The organism is Enterobacter sp. BNK-8 (assembly GCF_048685095.1).
GTDB lineage: Bacteria > Pseudomonadota > Gammaproteobacteria > Enterobacterales > Enterobacteriaceae > Enterobacter > Enterobacter quasiroggenkampii.
This window is the reverse complement of record NZ_JBLQTN010000001.1, coordinates 1,057,839-1,076,785: the sequence shown is the minus strand read 5'-3', so window position 1 is coordinate 1,076,785 and position 18,947 is coordinate 1,057,839. Positions and strand designations below refer to the sequence as shown.

Genomic DNA, 18,947 nt, shown 5'->3' with positions numbered 1-18,947 from the left:
TACCCTAAGAGATGAGGGCTTTTTTATGGCAATACGAAAACTCAACCCAGGAAAATGGATTTGTGAATGCTACCCCGCCGGACGTAGTGGGCGTCGCGTGCGTAAGCAGTTTGCCACTAAAGGCGAAGCACTGGCTTTTGAACGCGACACTTTGGAAGAAACGGAGGCTAAGCCCTGGCTGGGTGAATCAGTAGACCGCCGAACTCTAAAAGACGTCGTTGAACTCTGATTCAAACTACACTGAAAATTCCTGACTGCTGGCGAGCATGTTTACGACAAGTTGGTCCTAATGGTCGATGCACTCGGAAACCCTCTCGCTACTGATCTCAGCTTGTAATTGTTCGCGCATTACCGTGACAAGCGCCTGACAGGTGAAATCTACTTTAGCGAGAAGTGGAAGAAAGGTGCCAGCCCGATAACTATCAATCTGGAGCAAAGCTATCTGAGCAGTGTGTTTAGCGAGCTGGCCCGGCTCGGAGAAGGGGCTGCACCAAATCCACTGGAAAGCATGCGCAAGTTCACTATTGCCGAAAAAGAAATGGCCTGGCTAACGCATGAATAGATCACAGAACTTCTGTACGACTGCCTGCGCCAAAGCGCTCTACTCGCTTTGGTCGTTAAAATATGCCTGAGTACCGGAACACGCTGGCGCGAAGCTGTGAATCTCACTCGTTCCTAGGTCACTAAGTACCGAATTACCTTCGTTAGGACCAAGGGCAAAAAGAACCGCAGCATTCCGTTAGCAAAGTGCTTTATGAAGAAATCATTTCTCTGGACGGTTTCAAGTTCTTTACTGACTGCTACTTTCAGTTTTTATCGGTGATGGATAGAACCTCCATTGTGCTTCCTCGCGGACAGCTTACACACGTTCTGCGCCATACGTTCGCAGCACCCTTCATGATGTCTGGCGGCAACATCCTTGCGCTTCAGAAAATCCTAGGCCATCACGACATAAAAATGACCATGCGCTATGCCCACCTAGCGCCTGATCACCTTGAAACAGCATTACTCTTCAATCCTATAGCAACGATGCCTAAGATTCAAGCATAATAGATAACTGGGTTGGTATTGTTAATTTGAATTAAACTCAGCCCATCTTTTTTCAAGCCCCCTAATATTTATTGCTATTTTTGGCACGGATATAGTTTTTCCTTCAAACAACGAGCTTGCAAACCAATCGGTCTTATTTTTAAAATGCACCGTCATATCGGTAGGATTAATGGCCATAAAACCCTGATCAAACAAAATATGAAGACATGAAATAATATATAACCCATTGCTTGTGTTGTTGTTTCCTGAACTGACTGGATCAATATGCGCTGCATGGCAGGTAAGCCCACCACTTCCAGTCACTGCGCATTTATTATAAAAATTAGCAGCAACCCTATTAGAAAAATCAGATTGATTTACTCTAGTTTTGACTACTCTATTTTTAAATATAGCCTCACTAACAACATCATCCGTTGGATAATCGACTTCATGAGACTGTGATTGACTGCTTATTTCTTTTATATATACATCTTCAACATTACTATCAAGATAAGTAGAATTATGTATTGAGTTGATATTATTATACTCAGCCAAAAAAATAGCACTTTTAGATGCATCTTTAGCTATTTTATATGCCTCGCCCTGAGGCAGGGTCCTAATAGCCAAGCGATAAACATCAACATTATAAACTGGAACCTGGTCTAAAGGTGAATCAGCCAATTGCTCACGCAACGCTGCCTTTAATTCATTAAGGCTTCTTCTGTTTTTCAAATCTGCATTGATCTCTGCGAATTTTTCGGCTCTATACTCGGAAGAAAGATCTGTCTTAACAATTTTAACATGCCTTTTTTTATAATGTTTTTGGAATGATTTTATATCTATGCATTCCTTTCTGCATTTCATACAACAAACAATAGATTGTTTTTTATCTCTCATGTTTCCACAACCTTTGAATAATAGCATTTAACAAGTTTATTTATTCACTGGCTTCACCCCAAACGACAGGGTTTTAAACTTATAAAGTTAAAAATCCGCAAGCCTGATAACATCATCACAATATAAAACCAGCAAACATTCAACCTTAGTGAAACCTTCTTTTTTATCTGATATAATTGTATCTTCCTTTTTTGTTGTTAACAAATCGTGATGATTCATTCTTTTTTCCTGAAGTACTATTGGCCAGCTTGATTTGTTTTAAGCGCTATCTATACAGTTGTTCATTGCTGCATACGCTTGCAATCACGATAGTAACAAAATTTCTCACAATAACTTGGCGACAAAGTGGCGGCCGCGATTGGCAATGTCCCGTAATCGCCACTCCTTACCTCCAAACTAACTTATTGATTATATTGCGAATCATTGTTTTCACTAACCCGTTTACATAAATGGGTTTTTGTTGCCTGAAATTCCCTTTGCTCAAATCTCACCTTCTCTCCTGCCATTAAAACATATATGCTTAAACACATATAAAAATCGCACCTGCAGGATCGCCCATGCTCCACCCACTCCACCTCTTCAAAACCCTCTCCGACGAAACGCGGCTCGCCATCGTCATGCTGCTCCGCGAAGCGGGCGAGCTGTGCGTCTGCGATCTCTGCTCCGCGACCGCCGAATCTCAGCCTAAGGTCTCACGCCACATGGCCCTGCTCCGCGAGTCCGGGCTGGTGATCGACCGTCGCGAGGGTAAGTGGGTCCATTACCGTCTCTCTCCCAACATGCCTGCATGGGCGGCAGCCGTTATCGACACCAGCTGGAACTGCCTGCGGGAAGAGACGCGCATGAAGCTGAAAAACCGGCTACCGGGTTCGTGCTAATCAAACACATTCACAAAAACAGATATAACGGAGTAAACAATGTTTCTGGCTGGGGCTATTTTTCTGTTTACGCTGGTATTGGTCATCTGGCAGCCCAAAGGATTGAGTATTGGCTGGAGCGCGACCATCGGCGCCGTGCTGGCGCTGGCCAGCGGCGTGATTCACATTAACGATATACCGGTAGTCTGGAATATCGTCTGGAACGCTACGGCAACGTTCATCGCCGTCATCATCATCAGCCTGCTGCTGGATGAGTCCGGCTTTTTCGAGTGGGCGGCGCTGCACGTCGCCCGCTGGGGGAACGGTCGCGGGCGATTGCTGTTTACCTGGATTATCCTTCTGGGCGCAGCCGTCGCGGCGCTGTTTGCCAATGACGGCGCAGCGCTGATCCTGACGCCTATCGTTATCGCCATGCTGCTGGCACTGGGGTTCAGCAAGCAGGCTACGCTGGCGTTTGTGATGGCGGCAGGTTTTATCGCCGATACCGCCAGCCTGCCGCTGATTGTGTCGAACCTGGTCAACATCGTCTCGGCAGACTTCTTCACGCTGGGGTTCAGCGAATACGCTTCGGTGATGATTCCCGTTGATATCGCTGCGATTGCCGCAACGCTGGTCATGCTTCATCTGTTCTTCCGCAAGGAAATTCCGCCGGAATATGACCTGGCGAAACTGCGTGAGCCTGCACGCGCGATAAACGATCTTCCGACGTTCAGAACCGGCTGGATCGTGCTGCTCCTTCTTCTCGTCGGTTTCTTTGTGCTGGAGCCGCTGGGTATTCCGGTCAGCGCCATTGCGACTGCGGGCGCGCTGGTTTTGTTTGCCGTTGCAAAACGCGGACATGCGATAAATACCGGAAAAGTGCTGCGCGGCGCACCGTGGCAGATCGTCATCTTCTCGTTGGGGATGTATCTGGTGGTGTATGGCCTGCGCAATGCCGGGCTGACTGAGTATCTCTCAGGCGTGTTAAATAGCCTGGCCGGGAACGGATTGTGGGCCACCACGCTGGGTACCGGGTTCATCACCGCGTTCCTGTCATCCATAATGAACAATATGCCCACGGTGCTGATTGGCGCACTCTCCATTGAGGGCAGCACGGCAACGGGATTGATTAAGGAGGCAATGATTTACGCCAACGTGATTGGCTGCGATCTGGGCCCGAAAATCACGCCTATCGGCAGCCTCGCCACCCTGCTCTGGCTCCACGTGCTGGCGCAGAAAAACATGACGATCACCTGGGGTTACTATTTCAGAACGGGCATCATCATGACGCTGCCGGTCCTGTTTGTGACGCTCGCCGCGCTGGCGCTACGTCTCTCCTTCACACTGTAATGAGCCACTGATATGAGCCACATCACCATTTACCATAACCCCGCCTGCGGCACCTCGCGCAACACGCTGGAGATGATCCGCAACAGCGGCACGGAGCCAGAGATTATCCTCTATCTGGAAACCCCGCCGTCGCGCGATACGCTGACCGCCCTGATTGCCGATATGGGCATTTCAGTGCGGGACCTGCTGCGTAAAAACGTGGAGCCCTATGAGCAGCTCGGCCTTGCCGACGATAGCTTCACCGACGACCAGCTAATCGAGTTTATGCTGCAATACCCGATTCTGATTAACCGTCCGATCGTGGTCACACCGCTGGGCACCCGCCTGTGCCGCCCGTCAGAAGTCGTCCTCGACATCCTGCCGGATGCGCAGAAAGGGGCATTTACGAAAGAAGATGGCGAAGCGGTGGTGGACGCCAGCGGGAAAAAAATCTCGCCAAAGTAACCCATTGATAATGGCACGGTAAGATCTGCCAACCGCATACCCCGCCCAACGGCTGAGTTGCATCAGCCGAAACCCGGCACATACTGTTGAGGGTTAACTCTGGTGAGGGTATGCAGGCATGGGTCTTAAAAACAAAACCGCCGTCATCTTCGGCGGCAGCGGCACCATCGGCAGCGCTGCCGCACACGCTCTGGCACGTGAAGGCGCGGAGGTGTATCTCGCCGCACGCACCCACGCCAGGCTGGAGCAGGCCGCCAGCAGCATTCGCGCCGCGGGCGGTTCTGCAAGCACGTTTATTTTCGATGCGCTCGAGGAGTCCTCGCTGCTCCCCGACCTTGCCCGCATTGATATCGTCGTCAACGCCACGGGCTTTATGCACGATCAGGGCAAACGTCTTGAGGCATTAACGCTCGGCGAATTCCGTCAGGGCTTCGACCCTTTCCTGGCCGCGTACTTTAACATTGCGAAAGCCGTGTCATCCCGCATGGGCGGCGAGCATGGCGGGACCATAATTACCGTCGTCGCCCCCGCCGCAAACATGACGATGGCGGGCCACCTCGGACATATCGTCGGCTGCGCGGGAACGGAAGCCTTTACCCGGGCGCTTGCGGCTGAGCTGGGGACTCAAAATATTCGTGTGCTGTGTCTGCGCTCGCACGCAATAGCCGACGCGGTGCAGGCGGGTTCGTATGTGGGCGCCATTTTCGCCGCCAAGGCGCAGGCGATGGGGATAACGGTTGAGCAGTTTCTCGGCGGCGCCGCGCAAAGCACCCTGACGCATCGCCTGCCGACGCTAGCGCAGGTAGCAGACACGATTGCGTTTCTGGCTTCAGATGCGGCCAGCGCCATCACGGGAACCACAGTCAATATGACCGCCGGTGCAACCTAGCTCTCGCCCGCAATCCTGCCCACCATGGCCCGGATCTCTTGGCGGGTTAAGGGCGTCCGGTCAGTGACGTAGTGCAGCGTCATCCCTTCGATAAAGGCATCCAGCGCGCGGGTGGTAACCGGGTCGAACCACTGCTCCAGCGTGGTCTGGCTCATTTTCATCCAGTCCTGCATCACCGTTTTGAGCGCCGCGCTGCGGTGCATAAAAGCGTAAAGCTGATACATCAGCGCCATGTTGTGCGGCGTGGTCACCTGCGAGCTGTGGATCAGGGTAGTGATGGATTCGCACGCCATTTCCGGCCCGGTGACGCCCGCAAAGAAATCCCGGTACTGCTGCGACATCTGGCGGGTAAACCACGTGAAGGCCTCCTCCAGCAGCGGCTCCATACCGTCGAAATAGTAGGTCATCGACCCCAGCGGCACGCCCGCGCAAGTGGCGATTTTACGGTGTGTGACGGCGTGAATACCGTGTTCAGCAATGGTGTCGAGCGTCGCCTGCAGGATTTTCTCCCGGCGATGCGGATCGTTGGGTGGTCTGCTCATCAATTCCTCACATGGTTTGTGTACAAATGTACACAAACTTGCTAGTGTTGTCGCTATTGTTGTACTTCTGGTGCTACCCCAATGACGCTGACCTCTCCCCGCAAAGCCCTGCAGCTCCGCATGTGGGCGCTGTTTATGTTCTTCTTTATTCCCGGTCTGCTGATGGCCTCCTGGGCCACGCGCACCCCCGCCATTCGCGACATTTTGTCCGTTTCTACCGCGGAAATGGGCATCGTGCTGTTCGGCCTGTCGATAGGCTCCATGAGCGGCATCCTCTGCTCCGCATGGCTGGTGAAGCGCTTCGGTACGCGGGCGGTGATCCGCACCACCATGTGCTTCGCGGTGTTCGGGATGATGGTGCTGAGCGTGGCGCTGTGGTTTGCCTCACCGGTGCTGTTTGCGCTGGGGTTGACGGTGTTTGGCGGCAGCTTCGGCTCGGCGGAAGTGGCGATAAACGTTGAAGGGGCGGCGGTCGAGCGCGAGATGAACAAAACCGTGCTGCCGATGATGCACGGCTTTTACAGCCTCGGCACGCTGGCCGGTGCGGGCGTGGGGATGGCGCTGACGGCCTTCGGCATGACCGCGAATCTGCATATCCTGCTGGCGGCGCTGGTGTGCATTATTCCGATTCTGACCGGCATCCGGGCGATCCCGGACGGCACCGGCAAGAACGCCTCAGATGAACAACATTCGGCTGAAAAAGGACTGCCCTTCTACCGTGATTATCAGCTGATGCTGATTGGCGTGGTGGTGCTGGCGATGGCGTTCGCGGAAGGGTCCGCCAACGACTGGCTGCCGCTGCTGATGGTGGACGGTCACGGCTTTAGCCCGACCTCCGGCTCGCTGATCTACGCCGGGTTTACGCTGGGGATGACCGTCGGGCGCTTCACCGGCGGCTGGTTTATCGACCGCTACAGCCGCGTGGCGGTGGTGCGCGCCAGCGCCCTGCTCGGCGGGCTGGGTATCGCGATGATCATCTTTGTGGATGTGGACTGGATTGCCGGCGTCTCGGTGATCCTCTGGGGGCTGGGCGCGTCCCTCGGCTTCCCGCTGACCATCTCCGCCGCCAGCGACACCGGCCCGGATGCCCCGACGCGCGTCAGCGTGGTAGCGACTACCGGCTATCTCGCCTTCCTGGTCGGGCCGCCGCTGCTCGGCTTCCTCGGGGAGCACTACGGGCTGCGCAGCGCCATGCTGGTGGTATTAGGGTTGGTGATCATCGCGGCGCTGGTGGCGCGCGCGGTGGCAAAGCCGGAAACGAAACACACGACACTGGAGAAGGGATATGAGCGTTAAACTGATCGCCGTCGACATGGATGGCACATTCCTGAATGATGCCAAGACCTACAATCGCCCGCGCTTTCTGGCGCAGTACGCGCGCATGAAGGCGCAAGGCATTCGCTTCGTGGTCGCCAGCGGCAACCAGTACTACCAGCTGATCTCCTTTTTCCCGGAGATTGCGCATGAAATTTCATTCGTCGCCGAAAACGGCGGCTGGGTCGTGAGTGAGGGTGAAGACGTCTTCAACGGTGAACTGTCGAAAGCCCATTTCGAGACCGTCGCCAACGTGTTAAACGACGTGCCGGGCATCGAGATCATCGCCTGCGGGAAGAGCAGCGCCTACACGCTCAAGTGCTATGACGAGGGCTTTAAGGCCATCGCGGCAAAGTACTATCACCGTCTGGAAATGGTCAGCGATTTCGACAACCTGAACGATATTTTCTTCAAGTTTGGGCTTAACGTGTCTGATGATGAAATTCCGCGTATTCAGGCGCTGCTGCATGAAAAACTCAGCGACATCATGGTGCCCGTCACCACCGGTCACGGCAGTATCGACCTGATTATCCCCGGCGTGCATAAGGCCAACGGCCTGCGGATCCTGCAGCAGTGCTGGGGGATAGAGAACAGCGACGTGGTGGCCTTCGGCGACAGCGGCAACGACGTGGAGATGCTGCGCCAGTCCGGGTTCAGCTTTGCGATGGCGAATGCCAGACCGCATATCAAAGCGGCGGCGCGTTTTGAAGCGCCGCATAATAACGAGGAAGGCGTGCTGGATGTGATTGAGAAGGTGTTGAATGGGGAGGCACCGTTTAATTAACACTGTGCGGTCTGGTGCCCTCACCCTGACCCTCTCCCACAGGGAGAGGGAATAAAGATTAAGGTTGCAGGGCGTTTCCGACGCGCTTGTCTTTCAGGAACACCACCATCAGGCCAACCCACAGCACGCCGTTGGCGAGGTTAAACAGGCTGAACAGCCCGTTACCGCCCATCGCGTAGGCATGCTTGCTCACCTCGATACCGACGGTAAAAATCAGCATCTGCAGCATCCCCATCGCCGCGGAGACCGTGCCTTTACTCATCTCGCTGGCAAACAGCGTCAGGCGCACCAGCCCGGCGTTCGCCACGCCAATCCCGAAGGCGTAAATGCTGAGTCCTGCCGTCATCCACAGATAAGCGTGTGATGACGCAACGGTCGCCACCGCCGCCAAAATCAGCCCGGCTGCAATCGGCCAACCGCCCATGATAATCAGTGAACGCACGGTGCGGCGTGACGTCAGACGCGCCAGCACCAGGTTACCGATAATCAGCGCGCCAAAGATTGGTACCTGCAACAGGCCATACTCGTAGCTGCTCAGCTTTTCACCGCTGATGATAATGACCGGTGACTGGGCAATCCACGCCAGCAGCGGCAGGCTAACGAACCCGGTCGCCAGCGCGCCCGCCACAAAGCGGCCATTCTTCAGCACTTCTTTGTAATCCCGCCCCAGCTCTTTCAGCGAGAGTTTCTCGCCGATGCGGGTGGCGGTTTCCGGCATTGCCCGGTGCAGACCAAAGAACGCGATGGCGGCGAGAACCGCAAAGAGCACAAACATCCCTTCCCAGGGGGCCATATGCACCCATGCGGCGCCTACCAGCGGCCCGAGCAAGGGAGCGATCAGCGCCACGTTCGCCATCAGCGCGGTAATTTTGATACACACCGCCTCTTCAAACGACTCCTGAATGGCGGCATACCCCACAGCGCCGATAAAGCACAGGCTCACCCCCTGCAGGAAACGCAGCAGGGTAAATTGTTCAATGTTTTGCGCCAGCAGCGTGGCAAGACAGGTGACGATAAACCACACCACACCCGTCAGCATCACCGGACGACGGCCAATACGATCCGACAGCGGGCCTAACAGCCACTGCAAAAACATGCCGCCGGCCAGATAGGCGGTCATGGAGGTCGGTACCCACTCGATTCCGGCGTTGTACTGCGCCACCACGGCCAGCATTCCGGGCTGGATCATATCGTTACCGATATAGGTAGAAAATTCGTAGAGCACCAGACACAGAGGGAAAAGCAACGCCTGACGACCCAGACGTGAACCTGAAGAAGAACGGTTTAACATGCAATCTCTTTATAATGACAAAATCGCGACGAGTGTAATGAAATGCCGCAGCCCGAGATAGTGATTTATCGAGGATAAACAGAAATAAAGCACATATCGTCTTCGTTTAAGGTTTCCTTAATTTGACAGATTTATGATAGCCCCATTACTCGTCAACGACCCCAAATTATGGCACTCACCTCCAGCCGTTCAGAATTGTCTAAGTTACAGACAAATAAGACAAAACGCCTTTACCGCTTACCGGCCCGCTTTTATGGTTATCAGCTTTTCATACTGATAGCCCTTGCCGTGGTGTTTACGTGGCTATCGCGCAATGAAGCGCTCGACAGATGGGTAACCGGCTTCTGGTATGACGCGGCGACGCAGAGCTTCCCGCTGCAGAAAGACCACCTGCTGGATCTGCTCAACCATCGTCTGGCGAAGTACATCGCCATCGCCCTAGGCGCCGTGGCGCTGTTTTACGGCGCTTACAAGCGTAACGCAAGGCTGGTGACGGCGGCGCTGCTGATGGGCGTTGGCGCGCTGGTGGTGGGCCTGCTGAAAAGCATGAGCCATCACAGCTGCCCGTGGGACCTGGTGGAATATGGCGGTAAGGCTGTCTCTTATCCCCTGTTCAGCGCCGTTCCTGCTGACAGCGGTCCGGGGCGCTGTTTCCCCGGCGGTCATGCCTCCAGCGGCTTTATGGTGATGGGGCTGTTTTTTGCCTTCTGGCGCGAGCGTCCGCGTCTCGCCTGGAGCTTCGTTGCGCTGGGCGTGGTGTTAGGTCTGGTGATGGGTTATGGCCAGATCATGCGCGGGGCACATTTTTTCTCTCACAACCTGTGGGCTGGGTGGTGGGTCTGGTTTTCTCAGGTGGTGGTCTACGGCCTTGTTTCCACCCGGTTTGCTAAAGAGTGATAACGCTATGCTAGAGAATCTGAATTATCAGCTGTTCTATCTGATCAATGCCTCCCCGGCCTCGCCCGAGTGGATGATCGACTTTGCCACCTTTCTGGCAAAAGATCTGATCAGCATCGTACCCGCGCTGGCCGCCATCCTCTGGCTGTGGGGACCTCGTAGCCAGGTGAAAGCGCAGCGCCAGCTGGTGATCAAAGTGGCGATGGCGCTGGGCGTGAGCGTTCTGGTGAGCTTCGTACTGGGTCATGTGTTTCCGCACGCCCGCCCTTTTGTTGCCCACGTGGGCTATACCTTCCTGCACCATGCGCCAGATGACTCTTTCCCGAGCGATCACGGGACGGTGATCTTCACCTTTGCGCTGGCCTTCCTGTTCTGGCATCGCCTGTGGTCAGGTGCGGTGTTGATGGTGGTCGCGGTGGCCATCGCCTGGTCTCGCGTTTATCTGGGCGTCCACTGGCCGCTGGATATGGTGGGTGGCTTCCTGGTGGGGCTGATTGGCTGCGTGAGCGCGGCTATCCTGTGGAGCCTTATCGGTGAGGCGCTCTATAGCGGGCTCTCTACCCTCTATCGCGCCATTTTCGCTATCCCGATCCGCAAAGGCTGGATACGTGACTAACCCCGACCTGACAGGTTACACTTGAACCCCCGCCCTGCGGGGGTTCACTTTTTTATCCCGAGGAACTATGGAAACACGTCGCGATGACCGCATTGCTCAGCTGCTTCAGGCGCTGAAGCGCAGCGATAAGCTGCATCTTAAGGAAGCCGCCAACCTCCTCGGCGTCTCTGAGATGACCATTCGTCGGGATCTGAACAGCGAGAGCGCGCCCGTCGTGCTGCTGGGCGGATACATTGTGCTTGAGCCACGCAGCGCCAGCCATTATCTGATCAGCGACCAGAAGACGCGCCTGGTGGAAGAGAAACGCAAAGCCGCGCGGCTTGCGGCCTCACTGGTACAGCCGCACCAGACGCTGTTTTTTGACTGCGGTACCACCACGCCGTGGATTATCGAAGCCATCGACAGCAGCATCCCTTTCACTGCCGTGTGCTACTCCCTGAACACCTTTCTGGCGCTTCAGGAGAAACCCGAGTGCCGGGTGATCCTCTGCGGCGGTGAGTTTCACGCCAGCAACGCGATCTTTAAGCCGCTCAACCTGCAGGACACGCTCAGTAATCTCTGCCCGGATATCGCGTTTTATTCCGCCGCCGGCGTTAATGTGCGCCAGGGCGCAACCTGCTTTAATCTGGAAGAGCTGCCGGTAAAGCACTGGGCGTTAAGCGCCGCGCAGTATCATGTGCTGGTGGTCGATCACAGCAAGTTTGGTAAGGTACGTTCGGCAAGAATGGGCGAGCTGGCGCAGTTCGATGCCATTGTCAGCGATTGCCGCCCGGACGACGAGATTGTGGCCCACGCGAAGGCGCAGCAGGTGAAGTTAATGTATTGAGGTTATGCCGGGTGGCGGCTTCGCCTTACCCGGCCTACAACGGCTCGAACGTAGGCCGGGTAAGCGCAGCGCCACCCGGCAAAAAACTTAGCTAAACCAGCTGCCAAACCACCCGTGGAATTTCATCATCACGAAATCCCACATCCGGCTGAAGAAGCCGCCCTCTTCCACCGCTTCCATCACAATCAGCGGACGCTGTTCAATCGATTTACCGTTAAGCTGGAAATCAATCGTCCCGACCACCTGGCCCTTTTTCAGCGGAGCCGTAAGCTGCGGGTCAGTCAGGGTGTAGCTAGCCTTCAGGTTTTTCAGCTGGCCGCGCGGAATGGTCACCGAGCCCGCCTCACCTGCGCCCAGGTTCACTTCGCTCTTGTCACCAAACCAGACGCGCTGGCTGACGAACGTGGCATCCGGTTTAATCGGCGTCACGGTTTCATAGAAGCGGAAGCCCCAGGTCAGCAGTTTTTCGGATTCGTTAAAGCGAATGCGGTCGGTTTTGGTGCCCAGCACCACCGAAATCAGGCGCATGTCGCCCTGCGTCGCGGAGGCCACCAGATTGTAGCCTGCCCCCGCCGTGGTGCCGGTTTTCATCCCGTCCACATTGACGTTGCTGCTCCACAGCAGGCGGTTGCGGTTCGGCTGGCGAATTTTGTTGAAGGTAAACTCTTTCTCTTTGTGGATGGCGTATTCATCCGGCACGTCGTGGATCAGCGCTTTCCCCAGCAGCGCCATGTCGCGTGCGGTGCTGAACTGGCCCGGCGCATCCAGACCGTGAACGGTTTTAAAGGTTGTATTGGTCAGGCCCAGCTTTTGCGCGTAGCCATTCATCAAACCAATGAAAGAATCCTGGCTGCCGGCAACGTAATCGGCCAGCGCGATACACGCATCATTTCCCGACTGAATAATCACCCCTTTATTCAGATCGGAAACGGAAACCTGATCGCCAGGCTTCAGGAACATCACGGAAGAACCCCGCAGCGCCGGGTTGCCGGTCGCCCACGCGTCCTTCCCGATGGTCACCATATCGTCCAGCTTGATCTTGCCCGCTTTCAGCGCCTGGCCCACCACATAGCTGGTCATGATTTTGGTCAGGCTTGCCGGATCGAGTTTCTCATCCGCATTCCCTTCCGCCAGCACTTTACCGCTGGCGTAATCCATCAGGATCCAGGCGCGCGCATCCACTGGCGGCGCTTCGGGCGCAGCCTGTTCAGCTGCGTAGAGCGTTGGTGCAAACAGGAAAAGAAGCGCAGAGCCTGCCGCCAGGCTGCGCAGAGAAGTCATTTTACGCGTCATAAATGCCACCCGAGTGTCCATTCAAAAATTACGTCACATCACCGTGTCGCAAGAAGCGATGAGTAATAGCGCACTAAAACCATTAAAGAAACCCAACGAGGGTAAAGTTATTAAAGTTTATGCAATAACATTCAGATACGCTTTGATTAAGACGATTTTTTTGTCTTCTGTTGCGTAATTGTTAGGTTTATCTCACCATGGCGAAAGGCTGACTCGGATTCACATCTCATCGGGAGTAAATATGATTACGCTGTGGGGCAGGAATAATTCGACCAACGTTAAGAAAGTGCTCTGGACGCTGGAAGAGCTGGATTTACCGTTCAATCAAATCATGGCTGGCATGGCGTTCGGCGTGAACAAAGAGGCCGACTATCTGGCCATGAACCCGAACGGCCTGGTGCCGCTGCTGCGCGATGATGAAACAGACGCGACGCTTTGGGAGTCCAACACGATTGTGCGTTACCTCGCCGCCCAGTACGGTCAGGGCCGCCTGTGGGTAGAAAACCCGGCCCGCCGCGCCCAAGGCGAAAAGTGGATGGACTGGGCAAACCAGACGCTGTCCCCAACCCACCGCGTGATCCTGATGGGGCTTATCCGCACGCCGGAAGCTGAACGCGATTATCCTGCGATTCACGCCGCGCAGGATGCCTGCGAAAATCTGTTTGCGATGATGGATGACGAGCTGGCGAAGCACGCCTGGTTCTCCGGCGAGGCGTTCGGCACAGGCGATATCGCCGTGGCGCCGTTCGTCTGGAACCTGACCAATATGGGTCTGAAGTGGACGCCACGCCCTCACCTTGAGCGCTGGCTTAAACAGCTGAGCGATCGCCCGGCTTACCGTAACGTCGTGATGATCCCGGTCACCTGATTACGTGCCGGACGGGCTGACTTTCAACAGTTGCCCGTCCGTCTCGTCGGTCAGGACATACAGATACCCATCCGGCCCCACCCGCACGTCGCGAATACGCTGATCCCGGTCGCCCAGAATGCGCCCGTCCTCCGTCACCTTGTTTCCCTCCACGCTCAGCACGATAACGTCCTTCTCCTTCAGCGCGCCGATAAACAGCTTGTTTTTCCACTGCGGGAAAACGTCGCTGTTGTAGAACGCCATGCCGCTCACCGCGGGTGAGACTTTCCAGACGAACAGCGGCTTCTCGGTGCCCTCAACGTGCTCGCCTTTGGCTTCCGGGATTTTCAGGCCGCTGTAGTTAATGCCGTGCGTCGCCAGCGGCCAGCCGTAATTCTTACCTTTCTCCGGAATGTTGATCTCATCCCCGCCGTGCGGGCCATGCTCGTTCAGCCACAGCGTGTCGCTCCAGGGGTTCATCGCCATCCCCTGCGGGTTGCGAATGCCGTAAGACCAGATTTCGGGTCGCGCACCGGGGGTGTTCACAAAGGGGTTATCCGACGGGACTTTCCCGTCTTCGGTGAGGCGCACCACTTTGCCCTGCAATTTATCCAGATCCTGCGCCGTCGGACGCTGATTGTTCTCGCCGAGTCCAATAAAGAGAGAGCCTTTGCCGTCGAACACCATCCGCCCGCCAAAATGGTTGCCGGTTGAGAGTTTTGGCATCTGGCGGAACGCCACCTGGAATCCCTCGATGCGGGAATAGTCGTCGCTCAGGCGGCCATAGCCTACCGCCGTTCCGGCTTTGCCGTCATGCCCGGCCTCGGCGTAGCTCAGCCAGACGCGGCGCGACTTCTCAAAATCTGGCGCCAATACCACATCCAGCAATCCTCCCTGACCGTTTGCCCAGACCTTCGGTACGCCGACAATCGGATCGGAGAGCCCTTTTCCGGCCTGCCAGCGTTTGAGCTGCCCCCCCTTCAGGGTCACCAGCAGCCCGTCATTATCCGGCAGGAACGCCAGGGACCAGGGGTGATCGAGTCTGTTTTGCAGCACCTCGACCTTCACCGCCTCTGGCGCAGCAAGAAGTGAAAACGAAATAAACAACGCAGGCAGGGAAATCAGCGAGGATCGAGGCATAACGCGCTCCTTTATCGGCATATGGCATAAAGATTAGCCACTGCGTCCGGGCGCGTTATCACTTTTACAAAAGCTTAAGCTGAAGGGGGAGTTGCCTCCCCCGGGATCAGTGCTGTTCGAGCTGTTTGTGCTCGTTCAGACACATGATGCATAGAGAGAGCGTTGTCAGGCAGTTTTCAAGCTTCTCCGCGTTTACGGCGATAAAGTTCGGGCAGTCGTGGCGTCCGTTCATCAGACACACCCCTGCAATGGAGAGCACCTCGGCGGCACGGCGCAGCGCGATCTCTTCACTTTCGCCGCCGTTCGCCTTCAGGGTCGGTGCTTTTTCACGCATGAAATTACACAGTTCAAACAGGTTATCACGCAGATGTTCGCTTTCGCTGACTGACATATACCCTTTTGCCTTCCTCAACTGCAGGTACGCGGCCAGGTCGATTCGGGCGTTGATCAGCTTGTTCAGCAGATCGCGTTTTAGTCTGTCAACGGTCATGCTCTTTCCTCCTCTGTCAGCCATGGTGCATAGTCAGGATAAGTACATTTTTTGTACAGTTTAATGCCTGGGATCAATTTTTATTAACTGATTAACATTATTTACAATGTTACAACCTCGGCCCGACGCATCCGCCTTGCAAAGAGTGTATAAATCCCCCGCGATACGCTGTAAAATCCCGCCCTGATAACTCCATAATTGATGAATTTTTAACCTATGAGCAATGTTACGCACCAGCCGAAAATCGGCTTCGTCTCCCTGGGCTGCCCGAAAAACCTGGTGGATTCAGAACGCATCCTGACCGAACTGCGCACCGAGGGCTATGACGTGGTGCCAAGCTACGACAACGCCGATATGGTGATCGTTAACACCTGCGGGTTTATCGACAGCGCGGTCCAGGAGTCACTGGAAGCCATCGGTGAAGCGCTGACCGAAAACGGCAAAGTGATCGTGACCGGCTGTCTGGGCGCGAAAGAAGACCAGATCCGCGAAGTGCACCCGAAGGTGCTGGAGATCACTGGCCCGCACAGCTACGAGCAGGTGCTGCAACATGTTCATCACTACGTGCCAAAACCAAAACACAACCCGTTCCTGAGCCTGGTGCCGGAACAGGGCGTGAAGCTGACGCCGCGCCACTACGCGTACCTGAAGATTTCCGAAGGCTGTAACCATCGCTGCACCTTCTGCATCATCCCGTCCATGCGTGGCGATCTGGTGAGCCGTCCCATTGGCGAAGTGCTGGCTGAAGCCAAACGTCTGGCCGATGCGGGCGTGAAGGAGCTGCTGGTCATCTCCCAGGATACCTCTGCCTATGGTGTGGACGTGAAGCACCGCTCCGGTTTCCACAACGGCGAGCCGGTGAAAACCAGCATGGTGGGCCTGTGCGAGCAGCTGTCCAAACTCGGTATCTGGACGCGTCTGCACTACGTCTACCCATACCCGCACGTTGACGACGTCATCCCACTGATGGCGGAAGGCAAAATTCTGCCTTACCTGGACATCCCGCTGCAGCACGCCAGCCCGCGCATTCTGAAGCTGATGAAGCGTCCTGGCTCCGTTGATCGCCAGCTGGCGCGCATCAAGCAGTGGCGTGAAATCTGCCCGGATCTGACCCTGCGCTCCACCTTTATCGTCGGCTTCCCGGGTGAAACCGAAGAAGACTTCCAGATGCTGCTCGACTTCCTGAAAGAAGCGCGTCTGGACCGTGTCGGCTGCTTCAAATACAGCCCGGTGGAAGGCGCAACCGCCAACGAGCTGGCGGACCAGGTGCCGGAAGAGGTGAAAGAGGAGCGCTGGAACCGCTTCATGCAGCTGCAGCAGCAGATCTCTGCCGAGCGTCTGCAGGAGAAAGTGGGCCGCGAAATCATGGTTATCATCGACGAAGTGGACGAAGAAGGCGCGATTGGCCGCAGCATGGCGGACGCCCCTGAAATCGACGGTGCGGTGTACCTGAATGGCGAAACCAACGTTAAGCCGGGTGATATTATTCGCGTGAAGGTTGAAAACGCCGACGAATATGACCTGTGGGGTAGCCGGGTTTAATCACCCCACTCCGCTTTTGTAGGCCGGGTAAGGCGTAGCCGCCACCCGGCACATTTCACTGCACTACCCCTTTATCCTCGGATCCAGCGCGTCGCGCAGCCCGTCACCTAACAGGTTAAACGCCAGCACGGTCAGGAAAATCGCCAGGCTCGGGAAAATCGCCACGTGCGGCGCAATCACCATATCGGCCCTCGCCTCGTTCAGCATCGCGCCCCACTCCGGCGTCGGAGGCTGTGCCCCTAACCCCAGAAACGACAGGCTGGCCGCCGAGATAATCGACACGCCGATACGCATGGTGAAATAGACCACGATGGACGACACCGTCCCCGGCAGAATATGGCTGAAGAGGATGGTCGCATCGCTGGCCCCCATACTGCGGGCCGACTCGATAAAGGTCTGCTGTTTTAACACCAGCGTGTTGCCGCGCACCAGGCGGGCAAAGGCCGGAATCGAAAACACCGCGACCGCGATGATGACGTTGGCCATGCCGCTGCCCATGATCGCCACCACGGCAATCGCCAGTAGAATGCCGGGGAAGGCAAACAGCACGTCGCAGATGCGCATGATGATGCGGTCCCACCAGCCTTCGTAATACCCGGCAACCAGCCCCAGCACGATCCCGATGGCCGCGCCGATCAGCACCGCGAACACCCCGGCGGCGAGCGAGATCTGCGCCCCTACCAGTACCCTGCTAAAGATATCCCGCCCGAGGGAATCCACGCCGAACCAGTGGAGCATCGAGGGCCCGTCGTTCAGGCGGTCGTAGTCAAAATAATTTTCCGCATCAAACGGCGCCACCCACGGCGCCACGATCGCCACCACAATCAGCAGCAGCACGAACAGCCCCGCCGTCATCGCGACCGGCTGACGGCGGAAACGCCGCCAGAATTCAGACCACGGGGTGCGGATGTGGTCCGGTTTTAGCCCCGGCATGGCGTTTAAAACGGCCTGACGTCGCCAGTTCAACAATCGCATCTTACTTATACCTGATGGCCGGGTTAATGGCGGCGTAGAGCACGTCCACCACTAAGTTGATAAGAATAAACTCCAGCGAGAAAAGCAGCACTTCCGCCTGGATCACCGGGTAGTCGCGCATCTCGACGGAATCGACCAGCAGACGTCCCAGCCCCGGCCAGTTGAAGACCTTTTCCACCACGATAGAGCCGCCCAGCAGGAAGCCAAACTGAAGCCCCATCATCGTCACCACCGGGATCATCGCATTGCGGAACCCGTGCTTGAGAATGACCCACTTCTCGCTGACCCCTTTCGCCCGCGCGGTGCGAATATAATCTTCGCTCAGCACGTCAACGAACGAGGCGCGGGTAAAGCGGGCCATCACCGCCGACACGGCAGCCCCCAGCGTCATCGAGGGCAGAATGTAATGCTTCCAGGTATCGGCCCCGACGGTGGGCAGCCAGCCCAGCTCAACGGAGAAGATCTGCATCAGCAGCATTCCCAGCGCGAACGCCGGGAAGGAGATGCCGGTCACCGCCAGCGCCATGCCGAGCTTATCCGGCCAGCGGTTACGCCAGACGGACGCCACAATCCCGGCGCCAAGTCCGAACACCACGGCCCAGCTCATGCTGGCTATCGTTAACCAGAACGTGGGCATAAAGCGGCTGGCGATCTCCTCCGACACCGGACGACGCGACACCATCGAGATACCAAAGTCACCCTGCAGAACGTTGCCAATATAGTGCAGAAACTGCATATACAGAGGCTGGTCAAGACCCAGCTGTTTACGCACCAGCTCAATGACCGTGGCATCCGCTTCGGGCCCGGCAACCAGACGCGCCGGATCCCCCGGCAGCATATGGACAAACAAAAACACCAGCACTGCCACAATCAGCAGCGTCGGGATAAGCCCCAGCAGGCGTTTACAAACATAATTCAGCATGG

General features: G+C 56.0%; 20 protein-coding genes and 1 pseudogene. 12 read left to right on the top strand and 9 right to left on the bottom strand.

What is annotated here, in order from left to right; translation table 11 throughout:
- Positions 1-25 precede the first annotated feature (25 nt).
- Positions 26-1,050, top strand: a pseudogene (locus tag ACMGGU_RS05150) (phage integrase).
- A gap of 21 nt (positions 1,051-1,071) precedes the next feature.
- On the opposite strand, the gene ACMGGU_RS05145 reads toward ACMGGU_RS05150, so the two are convergent.
- Both ACMGGU_RS05145 and ACMGGU_RS05140 read right to left on the bottom strand, forming a co-directional pair.
- On the bottom strand, positions 1,072-1,926 hold the full coding sequence (locus ACMGGU_RS05145) for an HNH endonuclease (RefSeq protein ID WP_420300308.1): 855 nt from the start codon (positions 1,924-1,926) through the stop codon (positions 1,072-1,074).
- Between the two features lie 87 nt (positions 1,927-2,013).
- Entirely contained in the window at positions 2,014-2,145 is a 132-nt protein-coding gene (locus ACMGGU_RS05140; RefSeq protein WP_420300307.1) for a hypothetical protein, read from the bottom strand.
- A gap of 338 nt (positions 2,146-2,483) precedes the next feature.
- Between ACMGGU_RS05140 and ACMGGU_RS05135 the strand changes: the two genes are divergently transcribed.
- The 4 genes from ACMGGU_RS05135 (at position 2,484) to ACMGGU_RS05120 (ending at position 5,466) form a co-directional block, all read left to right on the top strand.
- Entirely contained in the window at positions 2,484-2,804 is a 321-nt protein-coding gene (locus ACMGGU_RS05135; RefSeq protein ID WP_111967013.1) for a metalloregulator ArsR/SmtB family transcription factor, read from the top strand.
- Positions 2,805-2,843: 39 nt separating this feature from the next.
- Positions 2,844-4,133 carry an arsenic transporter gene (locus tag ACMGGU_RS05130; RefSeq protein WP_420300306.1) on the top strand — a complete coding sequence of 430 codons (1,290 nt, stop codon included), beginning with the start codon at positions 2,844-2,846 and terminating at the stop codon, positions 4,131-4,133.
- 12 nt (positions 4,134-4,145) lie between these two features.
- Positions 4,146-4,577 carry a glutaredoxin-dependent arsenate reductase gene (gene arsC, locus ACMGGU_RS05125; protein WP_420300305.1) on the top strand — a complete coding sequence of 144 codons (432 nt, stop codon included), beginning with the start codon at positions 4,146-4,148 and terminating at the stop codon, positions 4,575-4,577.
- 118 nt (positions 4,578-4,695) lie between these two features.
- Entirely contained in the window at positions 4,696-5,466 is a 771-nt protein-coding gene (locus tag ACMGGU_RS05120) for an SDR family NAD(P)-dependent oxidoreductase (RefSeq protein WP_420300304.1), read from the top strand.
- Here ACMGGU_RS05120 and ACMGGU_RS05115 read toward each other — a convergent pair.
- Positions 5,463-6,008 carry a TetR/AcrR family transcriptional regulator gene (locus ACMGGU_RS05115; protein ID WP_229225587.1) on the bottom strand — a complete coding sequence of 182 codons (546 nt, stop codon included), beginning with the start codon at positions 6,006-6,008 and terminating at the stop codon, positions 5,463-5,465. The genes ACMGGU_RS05120 and ACMGGU_RS05115 overlap by 4 nt on opposite strands.
- Positions 6,009-6,089: 81 nt before the next feature.
- Here ACMGGU_RS05115 and ACMGGU_RS05110 point away from each other — a divergent pair, with 81 nt between their 5' ends.
- Positions 6,090-7,304 carry an MFS transporter gene (locus ACMGGU_RS05110; protein ID WP_420300303.1) on the top strand — a complete coding sequence of 405 codons (1,215 nt, stop codon included), beginning with the start codon at positions 6,090-6,092 and terminating at the stop codon, positions 7,302-7,304.
- A complete protein-coding gene (locus ACMGGU_RS05105; RefSeq protein ID WP_420300302.1) occupies positions 7,294-8,106 on the top strand; it encodes a Cof-type HAD-IIB family hydrolase in 813 nt (270 codons plus the stop codon). The genes ACMGGU_RS05110 and ACMGGU_RS05105 overlap by 11 nt, the downstream gene beginning before the upstream one ends.
- Positions 8,107-8,164: 58 nt before the next feature.
- Here ACMGGU_RS05105 and ACMGGU_RS05100 read toward each other — a convergent pair whose 3' ends face one another.
- The gene (locus ACMGGU_RS05100) at positions 8,165-9,397 is read right to left on the bottom strand and encodes an MFS transporter (protein ID WP_021240942.1); all 1,233 of its coding nucleotides are present in this window, start codon (positions 9,395-9,397) and stop codon (positions 8,165-8,167) included.
- Between the two features lie 168 nt (positions 9,398-9,565).
- Here ACMGGU_RS05100 and ACMGGU_RS05095 point away from each other — a divergent pair, with 168 nt between their 5' ends.
- The 3 genes from ACMGGU_RS05095 (at position 9,566) to deoR (ending at position 11,736) form a co-directional block, all read left to right on the top strand.
- Complete coding sequence (locus ACMGGU_RS05095) at positions 9,566-10,294, top strand: phosphatase PAP2 family protein (protein ID WP_045908450.1); 729 nt, start codon at positions 9,566-9,568, stop codon at positions 10,292-10,294.
- Positions 10,295-10,301: 7 nt separating this feature from the next.
- The gene (ybjG, locus tag ACMGGU_RS05090) at positions 10,302-10,910 is read left to right on the top strand and encodes an undecaprenyl-diphosphate phosphatase (RefSeq protein ID WP_420300301.1); all 609 of its coding nucleotides are present in this window, start codon (positions 10,302-10,304) and stop codon (positions 10,908-10,910) included.
- A 67-nt stretch (positions 10,911-10,977) separates the two neighbouring features.
- Entirely contained in the window at positions 10,978-11,736 is a 759-nt protein-coding gene (gene deoR, locus ACMGGU_RS05085; protein WP_008503427.1) for a DNA-binding transcriptional repressor DeoR, read from the top strand.
- A gap of 87 nt (positions 11,737-11,823) precedes the next feature.
- On the opposite strand, the gene dacC is transcribed toward deoR, so the two are convergent.
- A complete protein-coding gene (gene dacC, locus ACMGGU_RS05080; RefSeq protein WP_008501207.1) occupies positions 11,824-13,029 on the bottom strand; it encodes a serine-type D-Ala-D-Ala carboxypeptidase in 1,206 nt (401 codons plus the stop codon).
- 241 nt (positions 13,030-13,270) lie between these two features.
- Here dacC and ACMGGU_RS05075 point away from each other — a divergent pair, with 241 nt between their 5' ends.
- Complete coding sequence (locus ACMGGU_RS05075; RefSeq protein WP_023326978.1) at positions 13,271-13,897, top strand: glutathione S-transferase family protein; 627 nt, start codon at positions 13,271-13,273, stop codon at positions 13,895-13,897.
- Here the strand turns inward: ACMGGU_RS05075 and ACMGGU_RS05070 are convergent, their stop codons facing one another.
- Together ACMGGU_RS05070 and bssR are read right to left on the bottom strand one after the other, a co-directional pair.
- Positions 13,898-15,016 (bottom strand): PQQ-dependent sugar dehydrogenase, encoded by a 1,119-nt coding sequence (locus tag ACMGGU_RS05070; RefSeq protein ID WP_420300300.1) that lies wholly within the window; start codon positions 15,014-15,016, stop codon positions 13,898-13,900.
- A gap of 106 nt (positions 15,017-15,122) precedes the next feature.
- Entirely contained in the window at positions 15,123-15,506 is a 384-nt protein-coding gene (gene bssR, locus ACMGGU_RS05065) for a biofilm formation regulator BssR (protein ID WP_024908680.1), read from the bottom strand.
- 216 nt (positions 15,507-15,722) lie between these two features.
- On the opposite strand from bssR, the gene rimO reads away from it, so the two are divergent.
- Positions 15,723-17,048, top strand: coding sequence for a 30S ribosomal protein S12 methylthiotransferase RimO (gene rimO / locus ACMGGU_RS05060; RefSeq protein WP_008501203.1), 1,326 nt, complete (start codon positions 15,723-15,725; stop codon positions 17,046-17,048).
- A 63-nt stretch (positions 17,049-17,111) separates the two neighbouring features.
- Here the strand turns inward: rimO and gsiD are convergent, their stop codons facing one another.
- Positions 17,112-18,023 (bottom strand): glutathione ABC transporter permease GsiD, encoded by a 912-nt coding sequence (gene gsiD, locus ACMGGU_RS05055; RefSeq protein WP_021240948.1) that lies wholly within the window; start codon positions 18,021-18,023, stop codon positions 17,112-17,114.
- 1 nt (position 18,024) lies between these two features.
- Entirely contained in the window at positions 18,025-18,945 is a 921-nt protein-coding gene (gsiC, locus tag ACMGGU_RS05050) for a glutathione ABC transporter permease GsiC (protein ID WP_104949039.1), read from the bottom strand.
- Positions 18,946-18,947: the final 2 nt, after the last annotated feature.